This window comes from Marinobacter sp. MBR-99 (genome assembly GCF_040547575.1).
GTDB lineage: Bacteria > Pseudomonadota > Gammaproteobacteria > Pseudomonadales > Oleiphilaceae > Marinobacter.
Map to the genome: position 1 here is coordinate 48,090 of NZ_JBEPPY010000022.1, position 23,589 is coordinate 71,678.

Sequence of the window (23,589 nt, forward strand, 5' to 3'; positions counted from 1 at the left end):
GGCCGATCGCAGCCCATAAGACGCAGCTTTAAGGAGCTCAAGTTTGGACCTTCAACTTTCCAGCCGAGTACAGGCGATCAAGCCTTCCCCCACCCTCGCAGTCACCAACAAAGCCGCAGAACTCCGCGCGGCCGGCCAGGATATCATTGGCCTGGGTGCTGGCGAGCCGGACTTCGACACCCCCGAGCACATCAAACAGGCAGCCATTGAAGCCATTAACAACGGCCAGACCAAGTACACCGCCGTTGATGGTACGCCGGCCCTGAAGAAAGCGATTATTGCGAAGTTCAAACGGGACAACGGCCTGGAATATGAAGCCAACCAGATCCTGGTAAGCAGTGGTGGCAAACAGAGCTTTTTCAACCTTGCCCTGGCCACATTGAACCCGGGGGACGAAGCCATTATCCCTGCGCCTTACTGGGTTTCCTACCCGGACATGGTGCTGGTGGCTGAAGGCAAGCCGGTGATTATCGAAACCTCTGCCGAGACCCGCTTCAAGATCACCCCCGAGCAGCTGGAAAGCGCTATTACCGAGCGTACCCGCCTGTTTGTGATCAACAGCCCGTCCAACCCCAGCGGCATGGCTTACACCCTGGAAGAGCTGCAGGCGATTGGCGAGGTGCTGAAAAAGCACCCGAATATCATGATTGCCACCGACGACATGTACGAGCCGATCCTGTGGACTGGCAAACCGTTCTGCAACATCCTGAACGCCTGCCCGGAGCTGTATGACCGTACCTTCGTACTGAACGGTGTGTCCAAGGCCTACTCCATGACTGGCTGGCGCATCGGCTACGCCGCAGGCCCGGCGAAGATCATCGGCGCCATGAAGAAAATCCAGTCCCAGAGCACCTCCAACCCGGCCTCTATCTCCCAGGCCGCCGCCCAGGCAGCCCTGGACGGCCCGCAGGAGTGTGTGGGCGAGATGGTCAAGGCGTTCAAGGAACGCCACGACTGGCTGGTAGCCGCCCTGAACAAGTTGCCTGGCGTTGAATGCCTGAATGGTGACGGCACCTTCTATGTGTTCCCAAGCTTCCAGGGCGCAATCGATGCCACTGACGGCGTGAACACAGACGTTGAGTTTGCCGAGAAGCTGCTGACCGAAGCGGGCGTTGCCCTGGTTCCGGGTTCTGCCTTCGGCAGCCCGGGCCACATGCGTCTGAGCTTTGCGACCAGCATGGATAACCTGCAGAAGGCGGTTGAGCGTTTGCAGAAGGCGCTTGGCTAAAAATTTTTAGTCAGAGGGTTGACGAGGCGGTATAGCCAACTTAATATACGCGCCTCGTCACATGACGACGTTCCCCGATAGCTCAGTTGGTAGAGCAACGGACTGTTAATCCGTTTGTCCCTGGTTCGAGCCCAGGTCGGGGAGCCACTATTCCGAAAGCCCGCTAGTTCTTTGAATTAGCGGGCTTTTTCGTTTGCTCTCGCTTGTTTCTATTGCCTGCAACTTTTGGCGGTTTGCCTGACTCCTGCCCCAGCCTTTGAGTTTAGCGGGTGGGAACGGATGGATACCCCTCCCGAAAAACGCTACGAGCACATCCATGTGCGCTTCGCTCCGGCCATCCATGGCCTACGAGATTTTCGGGAGGGGTATCCATCCGTTCCTTTTTATGCTCGGTGGCATAGTCCGGTTGTTTAGTGACTGTCCAGTCGAAATCTTATGAGCTCTGACAGGCTGCATTCCACAGTGCTAGGCATCTACGTGACTATTCTTGCGCTGCCTGAACGGCAGTGTGGGACGGCCTTTCCAAAAATCTCGGAGGCCATGGATGGCCGGAGCGAAGCGCACATGGATGTGCTCGTAGCGTTTTTTGGAAAGGCCGTCCCACACTGCAGCCCCGCCAAAACAAGCAGGCTAGGGCCACAGCTCAACCACCCGAACAAGGTCAGACCGAGATCACCTCAGCGTGAATGGCCTCAAGGGCAGCCAGAGGGTCGGGCGCCTGGGTGATGGGACGGCCGATGACGAGGTAGTCAGAGCCGGCTTTGAGGGCATCGGTTGGGGTCATGATGCGCTGTTGGTCACCTTTATCGGCGGTCAACGGGCGGATTCCCGGGGTGATTAGCTGGAACTCGGCGCCCTGCTCTGTTTTCAGTCTGGGGGCCTCCTGGGCGGAGCAGACGACGCCGTCCAGGCCGCAGTTTCTGGTCAGGGTGGCCAAGCGGGAAACGTGGGCCTCTGCGGAACCGGTGATGCCGATACCGGCCAGATCCGCATCGGACATACTGGTCAGCACCGTGACGGCGATCAGCAGCGGCTTATCTGCCCCGAACGACTCCAGGCGCTCGCGGCAGGCAACCATCATTTTCTCACCACCCGAGGCATGCACATTCACCATCCACACACCCAGATCCGCCGCTGCGGCAACCGCCGCGGAAGTGGTGTTCGGGATGTCGTGGAATTTCAAATCCAGGAACACGTCAAAGCCCCTGCCCTGCAGTGATTTGACCAATTCCGGGCCGGAACGGGTGAACAACTCTTTGCCTACTTTCAACCGGCATTTGGCCGGGTCCAGCTGATCAGCCAGCGCCAGGGCCGGGTTCTGGGAGGGGAAGTCCAGGGCAACGATGATTTTCGGGTCATTAAGGTTTTGCACGGTCAGGTTCCGGTTAAAAAGGTTAAAACATTATTCGGCTTCAACGCCCTGGATGGGACGCACCGTTTCCCACTGCTTACAGCTGGGGCAAAGCCAGTGAAGCTGCTGGCCTGAGAAACCGCAACTGACGCAACGGTAAACCGGCCGGTTGGCGAGAATCAGGTGGCCAATACGGCTGACAAGGCGGCCTTCGTCTGTGGTCATGCCTTTTTCATAGCCGGCCATTTCCACAAGCCGGAGCAGGCCACGAACAGAAGGCCGAATTTCCAGCTCCTGCCGGAGCAGATCAATAGCAGCGGGGCGACCAAAGGAACGCTCCACCGACTCCACCAGCGCCAGCAACAAACTGGTACTCGGATACTGTTCATAGAGTTTGCGGAGTTTTTTGACCAGCCTGCCTACATCACCGTGTTCCCGCTCGAGCTTCATCAGGCGGTCGATGGCCTCCGGACCAAACTCCGGGTTCTGTTCAAACACCTTCAGGCTTTGATTGCCGGCTTCGCGGAAGTTGCCCTGGCGGATCTGCTGTTTCATCAGCAACAAGGTTGCGCGAACACAGGAGCGGTCGTAGTCGAGGGCTTCCTTGGCCAGTTTCTGGGCAGTCCAGCGATCGTCTTTGGCCAGGGCCGCATCGGACAACTCGCAAGTAATGTACGCCAGTGTTTTGACCATCGCAGGATCTGCGTCGCTACGGGTAAGGGTCTGTGCCACCTGGGCAGCCTTTTCCCACTCCCGCTCCTGCTGATACAGCTCGATCAAGGCCGTAGCAGCGCGGCGGCCGTACTCCCGGTCTCCCATCAACTGATGCAGCAGGGCTTCCGCCCGATCGTGCAGGCCGGCATTGAGATAATCCATTGCCAGTTCCAGGGTAACCTGGGGCGTATAGCGCGCCGGCAGTTCGGGCCGGGCCAGCAGGTTTTGGTGGATCAGAATGGCGCGATCGGTTTCGCCCTTATTGCGAAAATGGCTCCCGATGGACAGATGCAGGCTAACGGTATCTTTATTGACGGCCAGGGACTGCACAAAGTTGTCGACGGCCTGGTCAGAGTAGTTGGTAAACAGGAATTGCAGACGGTCGCGAACGGAATCTTCATCGGAAATGGCCCGGGAGCGGCGCTTGCCCTGGCTACCAAACCTGCCGACCACCCAGCCGGCAGCGACCGCTACCGTCAGAAGCAGCCACTGTAGAACTATTTCCATCAAATTGCCCGGTCGTTCTGTGCCCTGGATTTCTCTAATGCGTGCTCAGCACGCTCGAGTCTTTTCTTGAGAGTCCGCCGGGACACCGACGTACGGAATGTAGCAAGTAAGGTAATCAACACCCCCACAAGGGCGCCAATCACAAACGACATGATAATCCAGACGGCAACACCATGGGGCTGCGTTTCAAACAACAGGAAGTTGAGCGAAACGGCCATCTGATTGTTCAGAGAAAACACCAGCGCCAGGAGTATCAGAACCAGAACCAGAACGGTGATTAGGATCTTCTGCAGTCCTGCCATGTCAATATCTCTCCAGACGGGCGCCAGGCCCGATAGTGCGGTGTTCCATCAGCATTGCCTGGAACCGGGTTTAAAAACCCTTCTTCAAGCTGTCATTCACCTGCTCACGCAATTCTTTGCCGGGCTTGAAGTGCGGAACATACTTGGCAGGCAGTTGCACCGCTTCACCAGTTTTCGGATTACGCCCGGTTCGGGCTGCCCGGTGGTGCAGGGAAAAGCTGCCAAATCCCCTGATTTCAATACGCTGACCATCGGCAAGGGCCTGAGACATATGCTCGATGATGGTCTTAACCGCTAACTCCACATCCTTGACGGAGAGCTGTGTTTGCTTTGAGGCAATCAGTTCAACCAGTTCGGACTTCGTCATGAGGCGTTTCCCTCTGTCATTATTATTCCGCAGTCAATTACCGGGTCCCAGTGCCTCTAGTTTAGCCAAACCAGAAAAAAACACAAAAAAAACGGGCTCTTAGAGCCCGTTTTTTTGATGCCAACCGGAAAATTAATCCTTATTGGCGTTTTGCTGCTGCATCTGCTCTTTGATCAGATCACCGATGGTGGTCGCACCAGAGGATTCTGCAGTTTTGCTACGTACGTTTTCCAGAGCCTGCTTGTCGTCTTCAACGTCTTTGGACTTGACAGACAGGTTGATTACGCGGTTCTTGCGATCGATGCTGATGATCTTCGCTTCAACTTCTTCGCCTTCTTTCAGAACGTTACGCGCGTCTTCAACGCGGTCACGGCTGATTTCAGAAGCCTTCAGTACCGCCTCAACTTCCTCGTTCAGGGCAATGGTAGCGCCTTTGGCGTCTACTGCAGAAACAGTACCCTTAACGATGGAGCCCTTGTCGTTCAGTTGAACGAACTCGGCGAACGGATCGCTTTCCAGTTGCTTGATACCCAGGGAGATGCGCTCGCGCTCTGGATCAACAGACAGGATAACGGTTTCAACTTCGTCGCCTTTCTTGTACTCGCGAACGGCTTCTTCGCCAGTCTCGTTCCAGCTGATGTCAGACAGGTGAACCAGACCGTCGATGCCACCGTCCAGGCCGATGAAGATACCGAAGTCAGTGATTGACTTGATCTTACCGGAGATACGGTCGCCCTTGTTGAACTTGCCGGAGAAGTCTTCCCACGGGTTGGCAACGCACTGCTTGATGCCCAGGGAAATACGACGACGCTCTTCGTCGATATCCAGGATCATCACTTCAACTTCGTCGCCTACCTGAACAACCTTGGACGGATGGATGTTCTTGTTGGTCCAATCCATTTCGGATACGTGAACCAGACCTTCAACACCCTCTTCCAGCTCGGCAAAGCAGCCGTAGTCAGTCAGGTTGGTGACGCGTGCAGTAACCTTGGCACCTTCAGGGTAACGGGCCTTGATTTCTACCCACGGATCTTCACCCAGCTGCTTCAGACCCAGAGATACGCGGTTACGCTCGCGATCAAACTTCAGGACCTTAACATTGATTTCGTCGCCCACATTCACGATTTCGCTCGGATGCTTGATGCGCTTCCAGGCCATATCGGTGATGTGCAGCAGGCCGTCAACACCGCCCAGATCTACGAACGCGCCGTAGTCGGTCAGGTTCTTGACGATACCCTTGATTTCCAGACCTTCGGTCAGGGTTTCCAGCAGAGCTTCGCGCTGCTCGCTGTTTTCAGCTTCCAGAACGGCGCGGCGGGAAACAACCACGTTGTTACGCTTCTGGTCCAGCTTGATAACCTTGAATTCGAGTTCTTTGTTCTCCAGGTGCGCAGTGTCGCGAACCGGACGAACGTCTACCAGGGAACCCGGCAGGAAGGCACGGATGCCAGCCAGATCAACAGTGAAACCACCCTTGACCTTGCCATTGATAATACCCTTGACCACTTCTTCCGCTTCGAAGGACTTCTCAAGTACCTTCCAGGCTTCAGCGCGCTTGGCCTTCTCACGGGACAGACGGGTTTCACCGAAACCGTCTTCAACTGCATCGAGAGCCACATCGACAACGTCGCCGATAGCTACTTCCAACTCGCCTTTTTCGTTCAGGAACTGGGAGGCGGGGATAACGCCTTCGGACTTCAGTCCGGCGTTAACGGTGACCCAGTCGTTATCGACGTCTACAACGGTTCCCTGAACAATGGAACCTGGTTGCATATCGATTTCTTTCAAACTTTCTTCGAAAAGATCCGCAAAGCTCTCGCTCATTATGTGCCCTATATGATCAACGCAAGTGTGCTCCGTGCCGCCAGCAACACGGTCTGTTAACGATTTCCGGAATCAGCCAGCGGCTGGCAATTTAGCGCTGTTTCCGGCATTCCAACAACAAAAAGGTGTAGTCAGGCCTGACCTGCTGCGGCCATACACCTGTCTAACACCTCTTCTATACTCAAACCCGTAGAATCAATGACTTGCGCATCATCTGCAGGCTTGAGAGGGGCCGCTGACCGGTTCATATCCCGATCGTCACGCACCCGTATCTCTTCCAAAAGGGCGTCAATGTTAACATCGACCCCTGCTTGCTTCAACTGATTATAACGGCGCCGCGCCCGCTCCTCGGCACTGGCGGTCAGGAATATCTTTACCGGCGCATCGGGGAAAACCACCGTTCCCATATCCCGACCATCTGCCACCAGCCCGGGCAGCTGCCGAAAATCCCGCTGGCGTTGCAACAGCGCATCCCGCACCGGCTGTATCACCGCCACCTTTGAGGCATTGTCGCCACAGGTTTCAGTGCGGATTTCCGAGGTTACGTCCTCACCTGCCAGCACCACCTTTACCGGGTGGCCTTCGCCGGTGGGCTCGAAAGCCACATCCAGGGTGGCCGCCACCTTTACCAGACCGGCTTCGTCATTCAATGCCACGCCCTGTCGCATAGCCGCCAATGCCGTCAACCGATAAAGCGCCCCGCTGTCGAGCAGATGCCAGCCAAGCTTTCTGGCCAGCATCTGAGTGATGGTACCTTTACCGGAACCTCCGGGACCATCAACGGCGATTACCGGTGCCTTGCTTTGGGTCATTAAAACTCGCCTTCTGTACTGATTTGAATGCCAGTCTGTTTGGCCAGGTCAACAAAGCCCGGGAACGACGTAGCCACATTTGCACAATCGTTGATGCGGATAGGGCCAGTGGCTCGCAGAGAGGCAACGGCGAACGACATGGAGATCCGGTGATCTTCATGGCTTTCAACCGTGCCGCCACCAATGGTCTGGCCGCCCTCGATGACAATACCATCCGGAGTAACCGTGGTTTCAACGCCCAGAGCCGCAAGCCCGTCCGCCATGACCTGAATCCGGTCACTTTCTTTTACCCGAAGCTCTTCTGCCCCACGCAACACGGTGCGGCCCTTGGCGCAGGTTGCAGCAATAAACAGCACCGGGAATTCGTCGATCGCCAGCGGCACCTGGTCTTCCGGAATATCAATCCCGCGCAGCTCTGCGGACCGAACGCGCAGGTCAGCCACAGGCTCACCGCCAATCACCCGCTCTTCGAGTACCTCAATGTTGGCACCCATCTGGCGAAGGATATTGATCACCCCTACCCGTGTCGGGTTCATGCCAACATGGCGCAGGGTCAGGTCGGAATCCGGTGCGATACTCGCCGCCACCAGGAAGAATGCCGCCGAGGAAATATCCGCCGGCACGTCAATGGCGCAGGCAGTCAGCTTGCCACCACCGGTGACGCTGGCTGTGGCTCCATCACGGTGAACGTGGTAACCGAAGCCCTCCAGCATTCGTTCGGTATGGTCACGGGTCGGTGCGGGTTCAGTTACCGACGTCACGCCTTCGGCGTACAGGCCCGCCAGTAGCAGGCAGGACTTGACCTGGGCACTGGCAACCGGCATTTCATAGTGGATACCGGTCAACGGGTTACCGCCGCGGATCCTGAGCGGTGGGCGACCACCCTCGGCGGTATCAATCACCGCACCCATCGCACGCAGCGGGTCAGCAACCCGGCCCATTGGGCGCTTGGACAAGCTGGCATCGCCGGTTAACTCGGAGTCAAACGGCTGCGCCGCCAGCAGGCCAGAGAACAGGCGCATAGCCGTACCGGAGTTACCCAGGTACAGAGGGCCGCGCGGTGCCTGGAGCCCGTGCATACCCACGCCATGAATGCGCACGAAGCCGTCTTCCGGGCCCTCAATGGTTACGCCCATATCCCTGAATGCCTGCAAGGTGGCCAGGCTGTCCTCACCTTCCAGAAAGCCCTTCACCTCGGTAATACCTTCGGCCAGGGCACCCAGCATGATCGACCGGTGCGACATGGATTTGTCACCCGGAACCCGAATGTCACCCCGAACGGAACCGCCGGGCTGCATAGAAAAAATAACCTGCTTGTCGGTATTGTTAGTCACGTAAGCCTGTCCTGAAAGCATCTTCGAAAAATGTTCCCGCGCCGCTTTGGCGCGACTGAAAACCCGCAGCAGGGTTGCGCCATCGCCATTGGCAATGGCCGCCCTGAGCTGATCCAGGTCTTGGGTAAAATGGTCAATCACGCGCAACACGGCATCGCGGTTTGACAAAAAAATGTCATGCCACATTACCGGATCACTGGCGGCAATGCGGGTGAAGTCCCGGAAGCCACCGGCGGCGTACCGGAAAATGTCCATATTCTCGTCTTCGCCCGCCAGGGTGTCCACCAGGGAAAAAGCAATGAGATGGGGCAAATGACTGGTGGCCGCCAACACTTCGTCGTGATACGCCACCGACATGGTCAGGACCGTTGCACCGGTGCCCTCCCACAGCGCCGTAAGCCCTGAAAGCGCCGCCGCATCGGCATCGTCGGCCGGGGTCAGAATGACTTTGTGATTGGCGAACAGGTCCGGGTTGGCCGCCCGGATACCACTTTTCTCCGAGCCGGCAATCGGATGCCCAGGGATCACTCTTGGCGACAGGCTGCCGAATACGGCTTTAACATCTGCGACGAAACTGGACTTGGTGCTGCCGACATCGGTCAACACTGCGTCACTCGCCAGCCAGGGTCTTATCTGTTCAAGCACCACCCGCGTTGCCCGCACCGGCACGGCCAGGACCACCAGATCACTGCCTCGCACCGCCTGTTCCAGGGTGGTCGCTGCCTGGTCAATAACACCGAGGTCCACGCCCAGTGCCGCGTCTTCCGGTTTTTGATCAAAGCCCACGACAACCCGCGCCAGGTTGTGGCTGCGAATGGCGCTGGCGAGGGAACCACCTATCAGCCCAAGGCCAATGACAGCAACACGCTGAAAAAGAGGCTGGTTATCAGCCACCTCAGCCCCCCTGCCCGGCAGCCGCCAGGGACTGGGACAAGGCATCCAGGAATCGCTCGTTTTCCTCTGGGAGCCCCACCGACACCCGCAGGTGAAGAGGCATGCCATAGCCGGCAATCGGGCGAACAATCACACCATGAGACAGCAGCGACTGATAGATTCCCTGGGCCTGATCACCCACTTCAACGGCAATAAAATTACCCGCAGATGGGATATAAGGCAGGCCTATTAATTCAAAGGCTTCCGATAGCTGACGCAGGCCAGCCGCATTCACTTCCCGGGAACGATTCAGATAGGCTTCATCCTGCAAAACCGCCGTGGCCGCCGCAAGGGCGACCGAGTCAACATTAAACGGCTGCCGCACCCGGTTCAGGATATCAGCAATGGCGGGCGAGCTTACGGCATAGCCAACCCGTAACGCGGCCAGACCCCAGGCTTTGGAGAAGGTGCGACAGACGATCAGGTTCGGATAACGTTCAAGTAGCTTGATGCCATCCGGGTATTCCTCGCCGGTCAGGTACTCGCAGTAGGCTTCATCCAAAACCACCAGCACCCGCTCCGGGATTTTATCCAGAAACGACTCAATGGCTCTGGCGGTATGTACGGTTCCGGTAGGATTGTTGGGGTTGGCCACGAACACCAACTTGGTACGTTCGGTCACCGCCGCCGCCATGGCATCCAGATCGTGCCCCCACTCTTTGGCGGGAACCGGCACCCCTTTGGCACCAATGGCCTGGGTAACGATGGGATAAACCGCAAAGGCATATTGGGAAAACACCACTTCACTCTCGGTGTCGGCAAAACAGCGGGCAATCACCTCGAGCACATCATTAGAGCCGTTACCCAAGGTAATCTGATCCATACCCACGCCGAACCGGTTGGCCAGTGCCTGTTTCAGCTCAAAGCCATTGCCATCAGGGTACAGGCAAAGTTCTTCCAGCGCTTTACGAGCGGCCGCCAGGGCCTTCTCACTGGGCCCCAGAGGGTTCTCGTTGCTGGCCAGCTTGATGATCTCCGCGGGATTCAACCCCAGTTCCCGGGCAAGCTCCTCAATGGGCTTACCGGGCTGATACGGAGACAGAGCCTGAACACCTTTTACCGCAAGACTCTGGTAATCCACTGCCATTCAACTTTCCTCCCGTTGAGGTCTGTTCAGGAATCAAAGCACGCCGATGGGATAGGAGCCCAGGCGCTTCAGCTCCACGGCTTCCTGGTCGATTTCTGACAACACTTTCTTTACCTGCTCATCTTCCACGTGCCCCTCGAAATCGATGTAGAACACATAGGCCCAGGTACCACTGGGCGACGGCCGGGTTTCGATGCGAGTCAAGCTGATGCCATGGCGATGGAAAGGCTCCAGCACCGCATACAGGGCGCCAGGTTTGTTGCGCATGGAAACCAGTACGGATGACTTGTCCTGGCCGCTGGCCGGCACCTCTTCGCGCCCGATAGTAAGGAAGCGGGTGGTGTTGTCCGGGCGGTCCTCAATGCTGCTGGACAGCTTTTCGAGGCCGTACAGCTCGGCGGCCATATCGCCGGCAATCGCGGCGGAGCCGGGCTCTTCCGCCGCACGGCGGGCTGCTTCCGCATTGCTGGAAACGGTGATGCGCTCAATGCCGTAGCGGTGCGTATCCAGCCACTGGCGGCACTGGGCAAACGACTGCTGATGGGAATAGATGCGGGTAATGTCCTGGTCTTTGTGTTTGGGCGAGACCAGCAAATGGTGGTGTATGCGCAGCTGCACTTCACCGCAAATCTTCAACGGCGAGGAAATAAACATATCCAGCGTGTGGTTGACCATGCCTTCGGTGGAGTTCTCCACCGGCACCACACCGTATTGGGCCGCACCGGATTCCACCTCACGGAACACTGCGTCAATGGCTGGCAGTGGAACGCTGATAACCGAATGGCCAAAGTGTTTGAGCGCCGCCGCCTGGGTAAAGGTGCCCAAGGGCCCCAGGAACGCGATGTGCATCGGTTTTTCCAGCGCCAGGCAGGCAGACATGATCTCTCGGAACAATCGGGCCATCTCTTCGGCCGGCAACGGCCCCGGGTTCTGCTCCTTGATGCGGCGCAGCACCTGGGCTTCCCGTTCGGGACGGTAGAAGAACACGTTCTGGCCAGGATTGGCAGCCATCTTCACATTGGCCACTTCCTGGGCACACTTGGCGCGAGCGCTGATCAACTGCATGATCTGTTGATCAAGGCTGTCTATTTCGTCCCGCAGTTCGCCCAGGCGGGTCTTCTCATCCGTCATGATCAGCCCCGCTCCTTCGCAAATTCCGCCATATAGTCAATCAACGCATCCACGCCCTCTTCCGGCATGGCGTTGTAGATACTGGCGCGCATACCACCCACAGAGCGGTGCCCCTGCAAGTTGAGCAACCGGCGCGCTTCTGCACCTTTCAGGAACTCACCATTGAGAGTATCGTCCGCCAGGGTAAACGGTATGTTCATCCAGGAACGGAAGCGCGGCTCAATGGGGTTGGCGTAGAAATCATTGGTGTCGATAAAGTCATACAACTTCCGGGCTTTACGGGCGTTGATTTCGCCCATGGCTTTCACGCCACCCTGCTCTTTCAGCCACTTGAACACCAGGCCAGACAGATACCAGGAATAGGTGGCCGGGGTGTTGTACATGGAGCCGTTATCCGCGATGACCTGATAGTTCATCATGGTCGGCGTTTCCTTACGAGCCTTACCCAGCAAGTCTTTGCGGATAATGACCACCACCAGGCCCGACGGCCCGATGTTCTTCTGGGCGCCAGCGTAAATCAGCCCGAACTTGTTGATATCCACCGGGCGTGACAGCATGGTGGACGACATATCCGCCACCAGCGGCACCCTGCCGCTGTCCGGAACGAAGTCGTATTCCAGGCCACCGATGGTTTCATTGGGGGTGTAGTGCAGGTAAGCGGCGTCGGCACTGGCATTCCAGCTAGACTGATCTGGAATGGTGGTAAACCCGCCATCCTCGGAGCTGGCCACCACATTCACATTACCGTAGCGCTTGGCCTCAGCAATGGCCTTTTTGGACCAGATACCGGTGTTCACGTAATCGGCCGAGGACTTGTCACCAAGCAGGTTCAGCGGAATGGTGGAGAACTGACTGGAAGCTCCACCCTGCATGAAGAGTACGGCGTAATCATCTGAAATGCCTGCAAGTTCCCGAAGGTCCTTTTCAGCCGCATCGGCAATGGCCACAAACTCGTCACTACGATGGCTCATTTCCATAACCGACATACCGGTGCCACGCCAATCCAGCATCTCGTCACGAGCCTGCTTCAGCACGGCTTCCGGCAAGGTGGCCGGACCGGCACAGAAATTAAACGCCCTGCTCATTCTTCGGTTTCCTCGCCTTCTACTTCGACGTCGTCGTCATCAGACTCTGCAATACGCTCCACACCCACCAGGCGCTCATCTTCCTGAGACAGGCGAATCAGGCGCACACCCTGGGTGTTGCGGCTGAGCACCGAAACCTCATCAGTGCGGGTACGCACCAGGGTGCCCTTGTCGGAGATCAGCATCATCTCGTCGCCTTCAAACAGCTGAAGCGCCGTCACCAGGTTGCCGTTACGCTCTGAACACTGCATGGCGATAACGCCCTGACTGCCACGGCTGTATGCCGGGAACTCATCAATGGCGGTACGCTTGCCATAGCCGTGCTCACTGGCAGTAAGAATCACACCGCCTTCCTGCGGGATGATCAGGGACACAACATGGTGGCCTTCCGGCATCTTGATACCACGTACACCACGGGCTGTCCGGCTCATCGGGCGTACCTGTTCCTCCTGGAACCGCACGGCTTTACCGGCGGTGGAAAACAGCATCACTTCGGCGGAACCATCGGTAATGGCCGCGCCAATCAGGGTATCGCCTTCGTCCAGGTTCAAAGCAATCAGACCACTGCTGCGCGGACGGGAGAAGTTCGGCAGCGGGGTTTTCTTGACCACACCGGCAGAGGTGGCCATCAGCACAAACTGATCTTCCGGGTAATCCCGCACCGGCAGGAACGTAGTGATACGTTCATCTTCTTCCAGCGGCAGAATGTTGACCATCGGCCGACCACGGGAACCACGGCTGCCCCGGGGAATCTCGAACACCCGCAACCAATACACTTTGCCACGGTTAGAGAAACACAAAATCGTATCGTGGGAGTTGGCCACCAGCAGCTTCTCGATGAAGTCTTCGTCTTTCATCGAGGTTGCTGCCTTACCCCGGCCACCGCGGCGCTGGGCCTGGTAATCTTCCACCGCCTGGGTCTTGGCATAACCACTGTGGGAAATGGTGACCACCAGGTCTTCTTCATCAATCAGGTCCGCAATGGTCAGGTCGCGCTGCGAACTGGTGATCTCGGTGCGGCGTTCGTCACCGAACTCGGCTACCACGGCTTCCAGCTCTTCACGGATCACCTGCATCAGGCGGTCCGGGTCTGCGAGAATTTCCAGCAGGCCGGCGATCTTCTCGAGGATATCCTTGTACTCGTTCTGGAGTTTTTCGGTTTCCAGACCGGTCAGGCGGTGCAGACGCATATCCAGAATCGCCTGGGTCTGCTCCGGAGACAGGTAATACAGGCCATCGCGCAGGCCGTAGATCTCCGGCAGATCGTCCGGGCGGCAGGCGTCTTCACCGGCGCGCTCCAGCATAGCCAGAACATCACCCGGCACCCAGCCCTTGGACATCAGCTTTTCTTTGGCTTCCACAGAGCTCGGTGATGCCTTGATCAGCTCGATCATTTCATCGATGTTGGCCAGGGCAACCGTCAGACCTTCCAGGATATGGCCGCGTTCGCGGGCCTTGCGCAGCTCATAGATGGTCCGGCGCGTCACCACTTCACGGCGGTGGCGAACGAACGCATCGAGCATTTCCTTCAGGTTCAGAATCTTCGGCTCGCCGTTGATCAGCGCCACCATGTTGATACCGAACACGGTTTGCAGCTGAGTGTGGGCAAACAGATTGTTCACGATCACTTCGGGGTTTTCACCACGGCGAAGCTCGATCACCACCCGAATGCCTTCCTTGTTGGATTCATCACGCAGCTCGGTGATGCCCTCCAGGCGCTTCTCTTTAACCAGTTCAGCAATCTTTTCAATCAACCGGGCCTTGTTCAGCTGGTAAGGCAGCTCGGTGATGATGATGGCGTCGCGATTGGTTTTCTTGTCGTGCTCAATCTCGTGGCGGGCGCGGATGTAAATCCGACCACGGCCAGTGCGGTAGGCCTCAACGATACCGGCACGGCCGTTAATGATGCCCTGGGTCGGGAAATCCGGACCGGGAATGAATTCCATCAGCTCGTCGATGGACAGGTCTGGATTATCAATCAGCGCCAGACAACCATTGACCACTTCGGTCAGGTTGTGGGGCGGAATATTGGTCGCCATACCCACGGCAATACCGGAAGAACCATTGACCAGCAGGTTCGGTACACGGGTAGGCAGGACTTCCGGAATACGCTCGGTGCCGTCGTAGTTGTCGACGAAATCCACGGTTTCCTTGTCCAGGTCCGCCAGCAGCGAATGGGCAATTTTCTCCATGCGGATTTCGGTGTAACGCATCGCGGCGGCGTTGTCGCCGTCGATGGACCCGAAGTTACCCTGACCATCCACCAGCGGGTAGCGTAAGGAGAACGGCTGGGCCATACGAACAATGGTGTCGTAAACGGCTGAGTCACCATGGGGGTGATATTTACCGATAACGTCACCCACCACACGGGCGGATTTCTTGTATGCCTTGTTCCAGTCGTTACCCAACTCGGACATGGCGAACAGCACCCGACGGTGCACCGGCTTGAGGCCGTCACGCACGTCTGGCAGAGCCCGGCCGACGATAACGCTCATGGCGTAATCTAGGTAGGACTGCTTCAATTCGTCTTCAATATTGACCGGCAGGATCTCTTTGGCTAACTCACCCATCGAGAAAGGTTCCTTTGCGTTATCTGGAAGTCGTACCGGGGCCGTTTCCGGGCCCCGTCTTTATTCTTCAACAAGCCGCCAAGCATACCACAGTCCACTGCCCCGAGGGGCGACTGTGGCACAGCCTTAATCGAACACTACGGTCTTGTTTTCGTAGGTAATCACGCGGTCTTCGATATGAGACCGAAGGCCGCGGGCCAGCACGTTCTTTTCAACGTCTTTGCCCAGGCGAACCATATCTTCAATGGAATCGCTGTGGCTGATGCGAATCACGTCTTGCTCGATGATCGGGCCTTCGTCCAGGTCCTGGGTCACGTAGTGGCAGGTGGCCCCGATCAGCTTCACACCCCGGCTGTAGGCCTGGTGATATGGGCGGGCCCCGGCAAACGACGGCAGGAAGCTGTGGTGAATGTTGATCACCTTGCCAGCGTACTTTTCGCACAGCTCAGCCGGCAGAATCTGCATGTAACGGGCCAGCACCACCACGTCGGCATCGTACTTCTGGAAAAGCTCTTCAATGTGAGCAAAAGCTTCTGCCTTGTTTTCCTTACTGACCGGTATATGGTGATAGGGAATATCGTGCCATTCCACCATCCGGCGCAGGTCATCGTGGTTGGAAATAACCGCCACCATTTCGGCGTTCAATTCCTTGCTGTGCCAGCGGTGCAGGAGGTCCGCCAGACAGTGTGATTCTTTGCTGCACATCAGGATGACGCGTTTGGGCCGGGCGGAATCGGCGATGTGCCAGCGCATGTTGAATTCGCGGGCAATCGGTTCGAACGCGGCGCGGAACTGATCAAGCCCGAAGGGGATCGACTCAGCCTTGATCTCGTGACGCATAAAGAACCAGCCAGACTGAGTGTCTGAATGGTGGCTCGCCTCGGTAATCCAGCCGTTGTAGGTGGACAGAAAATTACTCACCTTGGCAACAATCCCTACCCGGTCAGGGCAGGAAATAACAAGACGATAGGTATGCTCCATTAAGCCTTTCCTTAACTTGAATCCGGGAAAGCGGGTGCGCCGGAAAACCACAGACATCCGCCTGCGGTGGCGTGCCTGAGCGCACCGGTAAAAATGACCGGCTATGATAGCCTATCTGGCAGCCAGAAACGAGGAATCCAATGACACACAGAGTGATCCACAGCCCCCGGCCAAGAATTCCACTGAGGCGCCTGTGGGGCCTGACAGCCGCATTGATAGCGTTACTGGTACTGAATGCCGCCTACGCCAGCAATCAGGCCATCCTTGAGGGCGAGCGATTCCACCCCGTTCAGGCCACTCAGGGCATGGTAGCCACCAGCCACACCCTGGCCAGCGAGGTGGCCCTGCAGGTTCTCAAAGACGGCGGCAACGCTATGGATGCCGCGGTCGCCGCCGGTTTTGCTTTGGCGGTGACCCAGCCCCGCTCCGGCAACATCGGTGGTGGCGGCTTTCTTTTATATGCGCCCGGTGACGGCAGCGCGCCAGAAGCCATCGACTACCGGGAAACCGCCCCGGCCGGCGCCAGCGAAACCATGTTCCAGGATGACGAGGGCAACGTCATCAGCCAACGCAGCCGGTTTAGCCACCAGGCCGCTGGCGTTCCCGGCACGGTCGCCGGCCTGGCCCTGGCATTGGAACGACACGGCACTCTCTCATTAAAGGAAGCCTTGGCCCCGGCCATCCAGCTTGCGCAAGAGGGCTTCGTGGTTCCCCATCGTTTCACCGAAGGCCTGGAACAAGCCAGAGAACGCCTGCAACGCTGGCCCGCTACCAAGGCGACCTTTTATAAGGAGGACGGTTCGGCACCGCAACCAGGCGAGCTATTCAGACAACCCGACCTGGCTGACACCCTTAAACGCATTGCAGAGCATGGCCCAGCGGGTTTTTACCAGGGGAAGACCGCCCAGTTGATTGTTGATGAGATGCAACGCCACGACGGCCTGATCACCCTGGATGACCTCAAAGCCTATCGGCCCGCCGTCCGGCAACCGGTGCATGGCCAATATCGTGGTTACGACATCTACTCCATGTCGCCACCCTCCTCCGGCGGCACCCATATCATCCAGATCCTCAACATCCTTGAGGGCTTCCCTATCTCAGATATGGGCCACAATTCCGCCGCAACCATTCATCATATGGCCGAGGCCATGAAACTGGCCTACGCCGACCGGGCTGAATACCTGGGCGATACCGATTTCGTGGATGTCCCCCTGAACGGGCTGACCAGCAAGGCCTATGCGGCAGAGCTGAGAAAAGGCATCAACCCCAAAAAAGCACGGCCCGCCAGCGACATTAAACCCGGCCAGCCGGCTGCCTTCGAAAGCCCCGAGACAACGCATTTTTCCGTAGTCGACCGCTGGGGCAATGCGGCATCCAACACCTACACCATCAACTTCAGCTATGGGTCCGGCATTACCGTGGCCGGAGCCGGCTTCCTGTTGAACAATGAAATGGACGACTTCAGCGCCAAGCCCGGAGAACCCAATGCCTACGGCCTGATCGGCGGCGAGGCCAACAAGATCGAACCGGGCAAACGCATGCTCAGCTCCATGTCTCCGACCGTGGTGCGCAAAAACAACCGCAACTTCCTGGTAACCGGCAGCCCGGGCGGCTCCCGCATTATCACCACCACTCTGCAGGTTCTGATGAATGTGATAGACCACAACATGAACATCCAGACCGCCGTTGCCGCGCCGCGCATCCACCATCAGTGGCTGCCCGATGAAATCCGCATGGAACAGGGCATCAGCCCGGACACCGTGCGCCTGCTCGAGGCCAAAGGCCATGAGGTCACCACCAGCACCGCCATGGGCGCTATCCAGAGTATTATGATTGGAGAGGATGGCACCCTCTACGGCGGTGCCGATCCACGCCGGAGCACGTCATCGGCGATGGGCTTTTAACCGGGCGGGAATTGACCCGCCTCAGACTGTTTGGGAGGCAAATCATGTATCTTTCTGTACAGCTGAGCTGTTATCCGCTTAAAGACGATTACAAGCAACCGATCTGGGATCTGATTGATCGCCTGAAACAAACCGGCCTGGAAGTCTATCCTGGGCGTATGAGCACCGAAATTTTCGGCGACTATGATGAAGTAATGAACGTGCTGTCCGATACCATGAAGTGGTCGTTCGAAACCTACGGAAAATCGGTGTTCGTGGCCAAGATCATGGAGGGCGACCGGAGGCCGAGATGACCAACCCGAACGAACCAGGCAAACCCGATAACAACGACAAGCCTCAACCAGCCATACCAAACCAGTATTCATTCCTGTGGCTGAGCGCTGCCTTTTTCCTGATGTTTTTGTGGCTACAGGACACCGGTCGCTCGCAGCAGCAGGAACTGGCCTATTCCGAGTTTAAAGAAGCGGTACTGAACGGGCAGGTGCAGGAAGTCACCCTGCGCAACGAGGAAATCCGTGGCCGGTTTACCGAGGCCGGTGCCGCCCGGTTCAGTTCCGATACCGGGCGCAGCACAGAGAATTTCCTGACGTTACGCCCACCGGTCGACGATCCGGATCTGCTGTCATTGCTGGAGCGGCAAGAGGTTGTCATTCGCGGCGCGCCTTCGGGCCGGCCCTGGTGGCAGGATCTGATTCTTGGCTTCCTGCCCTGGATACTGTTGCTGGCACTGATGTTCTGGTTCTGGGGAGCGGCACAAAAACGAATGACCCAAGGCGGCGGACCATTCGACTATGCCAAGTCCCGGGCCCGCCGGGCTCGCAAGGAAACCTCAACTACCACCCTGGATGACGTGGCAGGCATAGAATCCGCCAAGCGCGACATTGCGGAGATCATCGACTTCCTGAAATCGCCCGAGAAATACCGGCGCCTCGGGGCGGTCATGCCCAAAGGCGTGCTGCTGGTGGGGCCGCCTGGAACCGGTAAAACCCTGTTGGCGAGGGCCATTGCTGGCGAGGCGGAAGTACCCTTCTTCAGCATCAGCGCCTCGGAATTTATCGAGATGTTTGTTGGCGTGGGTGCCGCACGGGTTCGGGACATGTTCCAGAATGCCCGCAAGGAGGCACCCGCACTGATCTTCATCGACGAGCTGGATGCCATTGGTCGTTCAAGAGGTGCAGGCCTGGGCGGCGGACACGATGAACGGGAACAGACCCTGAACCAGATCCTGACCGAGATGGATGGCTTCGAAGCCCACGAGAATGTTTTGGTGCTGGCAGCCACCAACCGCCCGGACGTACTGGACAGCGCCCTGCTCCGCCCCGGCCGGTTCGACCGCAAGATCACCCTGGATCGCCCGCACAAAGAGGCCCGGGAAGCCATCCTCAAAGTGCACGTGCGCAAAGTGCCGCTGGCCGCCGATGTGGACCTTGCGCAGTTATCGGCCCGCACCACCGGTTTCTCCGGCGCAGACCTGAAAAACCTGGTCAACGAAGCGGCCCTGACCGCCGCCAGGGAAAATCTGGACGAGGTTAACGCCCACTGCTTTGAGCAGGCCCGGGACCGACTGATTCTGGGCGAGGAGCGGGATGCCCAGCTAACGCCGGAAGAACGGGAAGTGGTGGCCTACCACGAGTGCGGACACGCCATCATGGCCTATTACATGCCCAAGGCCGACCCACTCACCAAGATCACCATTATCCCCCATGGCATGGCCATGGGCGTAACCGAACAAACTCCTCGGGAAGACAAATACAACTACACCGAAAGCTACCTGCGGGATCGCATCAAAGTGATGCTGGGCGGCCGCTCCGCCGAGAAAATCATCTATGGCGAAGTCAGCACCGGTGCCCAGAACGATCTTAAAGAAGCCACAAAATTGCTGCGCCGAATGATCGGCCAGTGGGGCATGAGTGAGAAAGTGGGCCCACTGGGACTGGGTATCGGTGAGGAGCATGTATTCCTGGGACGGGAGATGGGTGCCCCCCGGGAGTACAGTGAAAAGCTGGCCGACCTGATTGATTCGGAAATCCAGTCGCAACTCATGGACCTGGAATCCTACACCGTCAACTTCCTCAAGGAACACCGCAAGGAGTTGGACGCCTTGGCCAAGGCGGTGATGAAACACGAAACCCTGTCAACCGAGGAAATCACCGAGGTGTTGAGCAAAGCCGGCGACCGGAAAATCGCATGATTCTCCTCTGGCTTCAGGGTGTTACCGTCACCGGCAGGTTCATTTCAATCAGCAGGGTATCTGCACCCTGCTCACGGAACAGGCTGCACTGCCGGCTAAGCACCAGTTGCGAGGCGCCTTCCTCCCTGATCACCCGTGCAACAGCTCCGGCACTGGCCATGGGCAAGAAACTGACCCGGGCGGTAATACCCTCACTTTCCATATAGGCCAGCAAATCCTCGGCGATACGCTCATCACGGCCGGTTTCGGTTCGCACCAGGATCGTCAACGGCTGCCGGTTACGCCTTGCCAGCTCAGCGCCAACCCTGACAGCCCGATGGTTCGCCCCTTGATCGTGATTCAGCAACACCACAATGCGATTTCGGGACCGCATGGGCGGATCGGCCCACAACAACACATCCCCGAGCGCCTGGCTCACCAGAACCCTGGCCGTGGACCCAAGGCGAGAGCCCGGACTGCCAGACCAGCCCACGCGGCCTAACACCAGCAAATCCCCCGGCCGCGCCAGATTCAGTACTTCATCTGCCACACGGCCACGACACAAGGTGAGCGCCTGGGCAAGCCCCCGTTGCGCCATGGCACGCTCCAGCGATCTTCTCGCCTGCTCCGCCAACGAGCGCATCCGGGCCTCAATAGCCGCAAGGTCCATTGGCCGGGCGACTCCGGAACTTCTGCCCACTTCCCTTGTGAACCCGTAACCCGCGCAGCGCAACAGGTTCACCTCTTCCACGAACACCCCCAGCACTTCGGCTTTGCGGGCATGGGCAATGTCCGCCGCGGCTTCCAGAGCCGCCAAACTTAACCTTGAACCATCCAACAAAATCAGCACCCGGCCCACTGGCTCAACCGGTAGCTGTTGCTCAGCGGTCACCGTTCTTGCCTCCGCTGTCGTTATCCTGGGCGTCTTCCTTCTTTTGCCCTACCTTTGCATACTCAGCCAAACGATCAGCCACGCGACGGTTGAAGCTCCCTTCCGGATAACCGCCCTCATCGTCAGGCGAGCCTGGCGCCATGCCAGTCATCAGCTCAATGGCCTGGTCAATGTGGGTCATCGGGTAAATGGCAAACACGCCCTCCCGAACCGCCGTGCGCACCTCTTCGTTCAACATCAGGTGCTCAACGTTACTGGCGGGTAGCAACACGCCGTGGCCATTTACCCCACCGTTTTTCTTGCAGACATTGAAGAAGCCCTCGATTTTCTCATTCACCCCTCCCACTGCCTGAACCTCACCGTGCTGGTTCATGGAGCCGGTCACCGCCAACGACTGTTTCAGCGGCACGCCGGTAATGGCAGACAACAGCACACAGGTTTCCGCTACCGAGGCTGAATCCCCTTCCACGCCACCGTAGGATTGCTCGAAGGCCAGGCTCGCAGACAGGGACAAATCACCCATGGGCGCATAGCGGCCTGCCAGGAAGCGGGACAAGATCATCACCGCCTTACTGTGAATGGGCCCGCCAAGTTTGGCCTCACGCTCAATATCCACCACCTGGCCTTTGCCGGGCCGGGCGGTGGCCGTGATGCGGGTAGGCTGACCAAAACGGGTGGCACCTATCTGCAACACAGACAAGCCGTTCACCTGCCCCGCCTGCTCACCGTCTGTGGCAATCATCACCACACCCCGGTAGATCTGCTCCAGGCTACGTTCCCGAATGCGGCTGGCGCGGAACTCCCGCTCATCAATCGCCTGTTGAATATGCCCGATGCCAATGTGCTTGCTGTCAGCACGGGCAGCCCAGTGATTTGCCTCGCTGAGCAGGTCTTTCAATACCCGGTCATGGGCGGTCAATTTTTTCTGGTCACCAGCCAGGCGACTGGCATGCTCAATCAAACGCCCCACGGCAGGCTTGTCCATTGGCCGGGCCTTTACAGATTTGGCCATGGTGGCAAGCATTCTGGCGTAGAGCTGATAGCTCTCACCGTCCCGGTCCAGATCATCCTCGAAATCTGCCTCAACCTTGAACAGGTCCAGGAAGTCCGGGTCGTAGTGTGCCAACAGGTAATACAGGGTCCGGTCGCCCACCAGCACCACTTTCACTTTCAGCGGGATCGGTTCAGGCTGCTGACTGACGGTAGTGGCAAGGCCGTACAGGCGCTCGAGGGATTCAATACGAATTTCATTGGAAAACAGAATACGCTTCAGGCTTTCCCAGGCCATGGGCTGGGTCAGAATGCGGCGGGCATCCAGGATCAGAAAACCGCCGTTGGCCCGATGCAGCGAACCGGCCCGGATCAATGTGAAATCCGTGTACAGGTTACCCTGGTGAGCACGATGCTCAATCTGACCAGTCAGGTGCTGGTGATTGGGCAGATCCTCATACACCACCGGGGCGCCCTGCGTTTCCGAATTATCCACCAACAGGTTCACCCGGTAACGATTGAGCAACCCGGCGGGGGCGCCGTTTTCACTATCCTGGAAGGCTTCCGCGTGTTCTACCACGTCTTCCCGAACCGCATCCAGGTAGGCAACCACCTCCGGCAGGTGAGACCACTTCTCGCGCAATTCGCCAATGGGGCCGCCCAGGGTCAGCTGAACCATCTCTTCGTTCAGAGCGTGGATACGCTCCCGCACTTCCTTGCGCAGCCGCGGCACTTGCTGGATAGCCTGCTGCAGTTTCTTCTGCAGGTCTTCAACCTTGGCCTCCACCAGCGCCTTCTCATCATCAGAGAAGGTCTTGTATTCCTCCGGCTCAATCACTTCGCCGTTACGCATGGGCGCAAAGGTAAAACCGGCCGGAGTTGTGATCATGGCAATGTTGTTGGCGTTGGCTTCTTCCTGAATGGCGAACAGGCCTTTCTGCTGGCGACGGGTCACCTCTTCCTGAAGCTCCTGAATGCGAGCCTGATACTCCTCACTTTCAAAGGTAGCCGGAATAGCCGTTTTAAGTTCTGCCGCCAGGTCACTCATATCACGCTTGAACATCCGGCCTTCACCCGGCGGCAACTCAATGGCGTTCGGCTTGTCGGATTGCTGGAAGTTGAAAACATGGCACCAATCAGAAGGCACCGGCTGTCCTGAGGCATGTTTATCGAGGAACTGCCTGACCAGTTCATGCTTGCCGGCCCCGGACGGGCCGAGCACAAACAGGTTAAAACCATTGGCCTCCATGCTGGCGCCAAACTCCATCGCGCGCAGCAGGCGCTCCTGCCCAAAAGGAAGTTCCAGTTCCTCCAGCGTTGCCGTTGTCTCAAAGTTCAACTTGTCCAACGGGCAACGGTGGTAAATCTGGTCTTCGGTTAACGCCGCAGGTAGCGCCATTGTTCCTC

The 23,589-nt window shown here is 57.8% G+C and carries 18 protein-coding genes and 1 tRNA gene; 5 read left to right on the forward strand and 14 right to left on the reverse strand.

What is annotated here, in order from left to right; all coding sequences use genetic code 11:
- The first annotated feature begins 43 nt into the window (after window positions 1-43).
- A complete protein-coding gene (locus ABIE59_RS16785; RefSeq protein ID WP_286250257.1) occupies window positions 44-1,228 on the forward strand; it encodes a pyridoxal phosphate-dependent aminotransferase in 1,185 nt (394 codons plus the stop codon).
- Between the two features lie 71 nt (window positions 1,229-1,299).
- Window positions 1,300-1,375 (forward strand) — tRNA-Asn (locus ABIE59_RS16790).
- 514 nt (window positions 1,376-1,889) lie between these two features.
- Here ABIE59_RS16790 and pyrF read toward each other — a convergent pair.
- From pyrF to purU, 12 genes are all read right to left on the reverse strand, one after another.
- On the reverse strand, window positions 1,890-2,600 hold the full coding sequence (gene pyrF / locus ABIE59_RS16795; RefSeq protein WP_354448654.1) for an orotidine-5'-phosphate decarboxylase: 711 nt from the start codon (window positions 2,598-2,600) through the stop codon (window positions 1,890-1,892).
- A 30-nt stretch (window positions 2,601-2,630) separates the two neighbouring features.
- Window positions 2,631-3,800, reverse strand: coding sequence for a lipopolysaccharide assembly protein LapB (lapB, locus tag ABIE59_RS16800; protein ID WP_061332744.1), 1,170 nt, complete (start codon window positions 3,798-3,800; stop codon window positions 2,631-2,633).
- Window positions 3,800-4,102, reverse strand: a complete 303-nt coding sequence (locus tag ABIE59_RS16805) for a LapA family protein (RefSeq protein WP_061332743.1) — start codon at window positions 4,100-4,102, stop codon at window positions 3,800-3,802. The genes lapB and ABIE59_RS16805 overlap by 1 nt, the downstream gene beginning before the upstream one ends.
- Window positions 4,103-4,172: 70 nt before the next feature.
- On the reverse strand, window positions 4,173-4,469 hold the full coding sequence (locus ABIE59_RS16810; protein WP_058090541.1) for an integration host factor subunit beta: 297 nt from the start codon (window positions 4,467-4,469) through the stop codon (window positions 4,173-4,175).
- A gap of 132 nt (window positions 4,470-4,601) precedes the next feature.
- Window positions 4,602-6,293: a 30S ribosomal protein S1 gene (gene rpsA / locus ABIE59_RS16815; protein ID WP_058090540.1), complete on the reverse strand. Its 1,692-nt coding sequence runs from the start codon at window positions 6,291-6,293 to the stop codon at window positions 4,602-4,604.
- A 131-nt stretch (window positions 6,294-6,424) separates the two neighbouring features.
- Window positions 6,425-7,105 (reverse strand): (d)CMP kinase, encoded by a 681-nt coding sequence (gene cmk / locus ABIE59_RS16820; RefSeq protein WP_061332741.1) that lies wholly within the window; start codon window positions 7,103-7,105, stop codon window positions 6,425-6,427.
- Window positions 7,105-9,333 carry a bifunctional prephenate dehydrogenase/3-phosphoshikimate 1-carboxyvinyltransferase gene (locus ABIE59_RS16825; RefSeq protein WP_286250267.1) on the reverse strand — a complete coding sequence of 743 codons (2,229 nt, stop codon included), beginning with the start codon at window positions 9,331-9,333 and terminating at the stop codon, window positions 7,105-7,107. The genes cmk and ABIE59_RS16825 overlap by 1 nt, the downstream gene beginning before the upstream one ends.
- Window position 9,334: 1 nt before the next feature.
- On the reverse strand, window positions 9,335-10,459 hold the full coding sequence (gene hisC / locus ABIE59_RS16830) for a histidinol-phosphate transaminase (RefSeq protein WP_286250269.1): 1,125 nt from the start codon (window positions 10,457-10,459) through the stop codon (window positions 9,335-9,337).
- Between the two features lie 33 nt (window positions 10,460-10,492).
- Complete coding sequence (gene pheA, locus ABIE59_RS16835; protein ID WP_354448658.1) at window positions 10,493-11,590, reverse strand: prephenate dehydratase; 1,098 nt, start codon at window positions 11,588-11,590, stop codon at window positions 10,493-10,495.
- 2 nt (window positions 11,591-11,592) lie between these two features.
- Entirely contained in the window at window positions 11,593-12,675 is a 1,083-nt protein-coding gene (gene serC / locus ABIE59_RS16840; protein ID WP_354448660.1) for a 3-phosphoserine/phosphohydroxythreonine transaminase, read from the reverse strand.
- Window positions 12,672-15,245 carry a DNA gyrase subunit A gene (gene gyrA / locus ABIE59_RS16845; RefSeq protein ID WP_138437600.1) on the reverse strand — a complete coding sequence of 858 codons (2,574 nt, stop codon included), beginning with the start codon at window positions 15,243-15,245 and terminating at the stop codon, window positions 12,672-12,674. Before gyrA ends, serC begins: the two co-directional genes overlap by 4 nt.
- Before the next feature lie 126 nt (window positions 15,246-15,371).
- Window positions 15,372-16,226, reverse strand: a complete 855-nt coding sequence (gene purU / locus ABIE59_RS16850; RefSeq protein ID WP_058090533.1) for a formyltetrahydrofolate deformylase — start codon at window positions 16,224-16,226, stop codon at window positions 15,372-15,374.
- A 140-nt stretch (window positions 16,227-16,366) separates the two neighbouring features.
- On the opposite strand from purU, the gene ggt reads away from it, so the two are divergent.
- The 3 genes from ggt to ftsH are packed head-to-tail and all read left to right on the forward strand — an operon-like array spanning window position 16,367 to window position 20,321.
- Window positions 16,367-18,130, forward strand: a complete 1,764-nt coding sequence (gene ggt, locus ABIE59_RS16855; protein ID WP_354448663.1) for a gamma-glutamyltransferase — start codon at window positions 16,367-16,369, stop codon at window positions 18,128-18,130.
- 44 nt (window positions 18,131-18,174) lie between these two features.
- Window positions 18,175-18,423 carry a YkoF family thiamine/hydroxymethylpyrimidine-binding protein gene (locus ABIE59_RS16860; protein ID WP_058090531.1) on the forward strand — a complete coding sequence of 83 codons (249 nt, stop codon included), beginning with the start codon at window positions 18,175-18,177 and terminating at the stop codon, window positions 18,421-18,423.
- On the forward strand, window positions 18,420-20,321 hold the full coding sequence (ftsH, locus tag ABIE59_RS16865) for an ATP-dependent zinc metalloprotease FtsH (protein ID WP_061332733.1): 1,902 nt from the start codon (window positions 18,420-18,422) through the stop codon (window positions 20,319-20,321). Before ABIE59_RS16860 ends, ftsH begins: the two co-directional genes overlap by 4 nt.
- A 13-nt stretch (window positions 20,322-20,334) precedes the next feature.
- On the opposite strand, the gene ABIE59_RS16870 is transcribed toward ftsH, so the two are convergent.
- The gene (locus ABIE59_RS16870) at window positions 20,335-21,192 is read right to left on the reverse strand and encodes a universal stress protein (protein WP_354448666.1); all 858 of its coding nucleotides are present in this window, start codon (window positions 21,190-21,192) and stop codon (window positions 20,335-20,337) included.
- Window positions 21,182-23,581 carry a Lon protease family protein gene (locus ABIE59_RS16875; RefSeq protein WP_354448668.1) on the reverse strand — a complete coding sequence of 800 codons (2,400 nt, stop codon included), beginning with the start codon at window positions 23,579-23,581 and terminating at the stop codon, window positions 21,182-21,184. Before ABIE59_RS16875 ends, ABIE59_RS16870 begins: the two co-directional genes overlap by 11 nt.
- Window positions 23,582-23,589 lie beyond the last annotated feature (8 nt).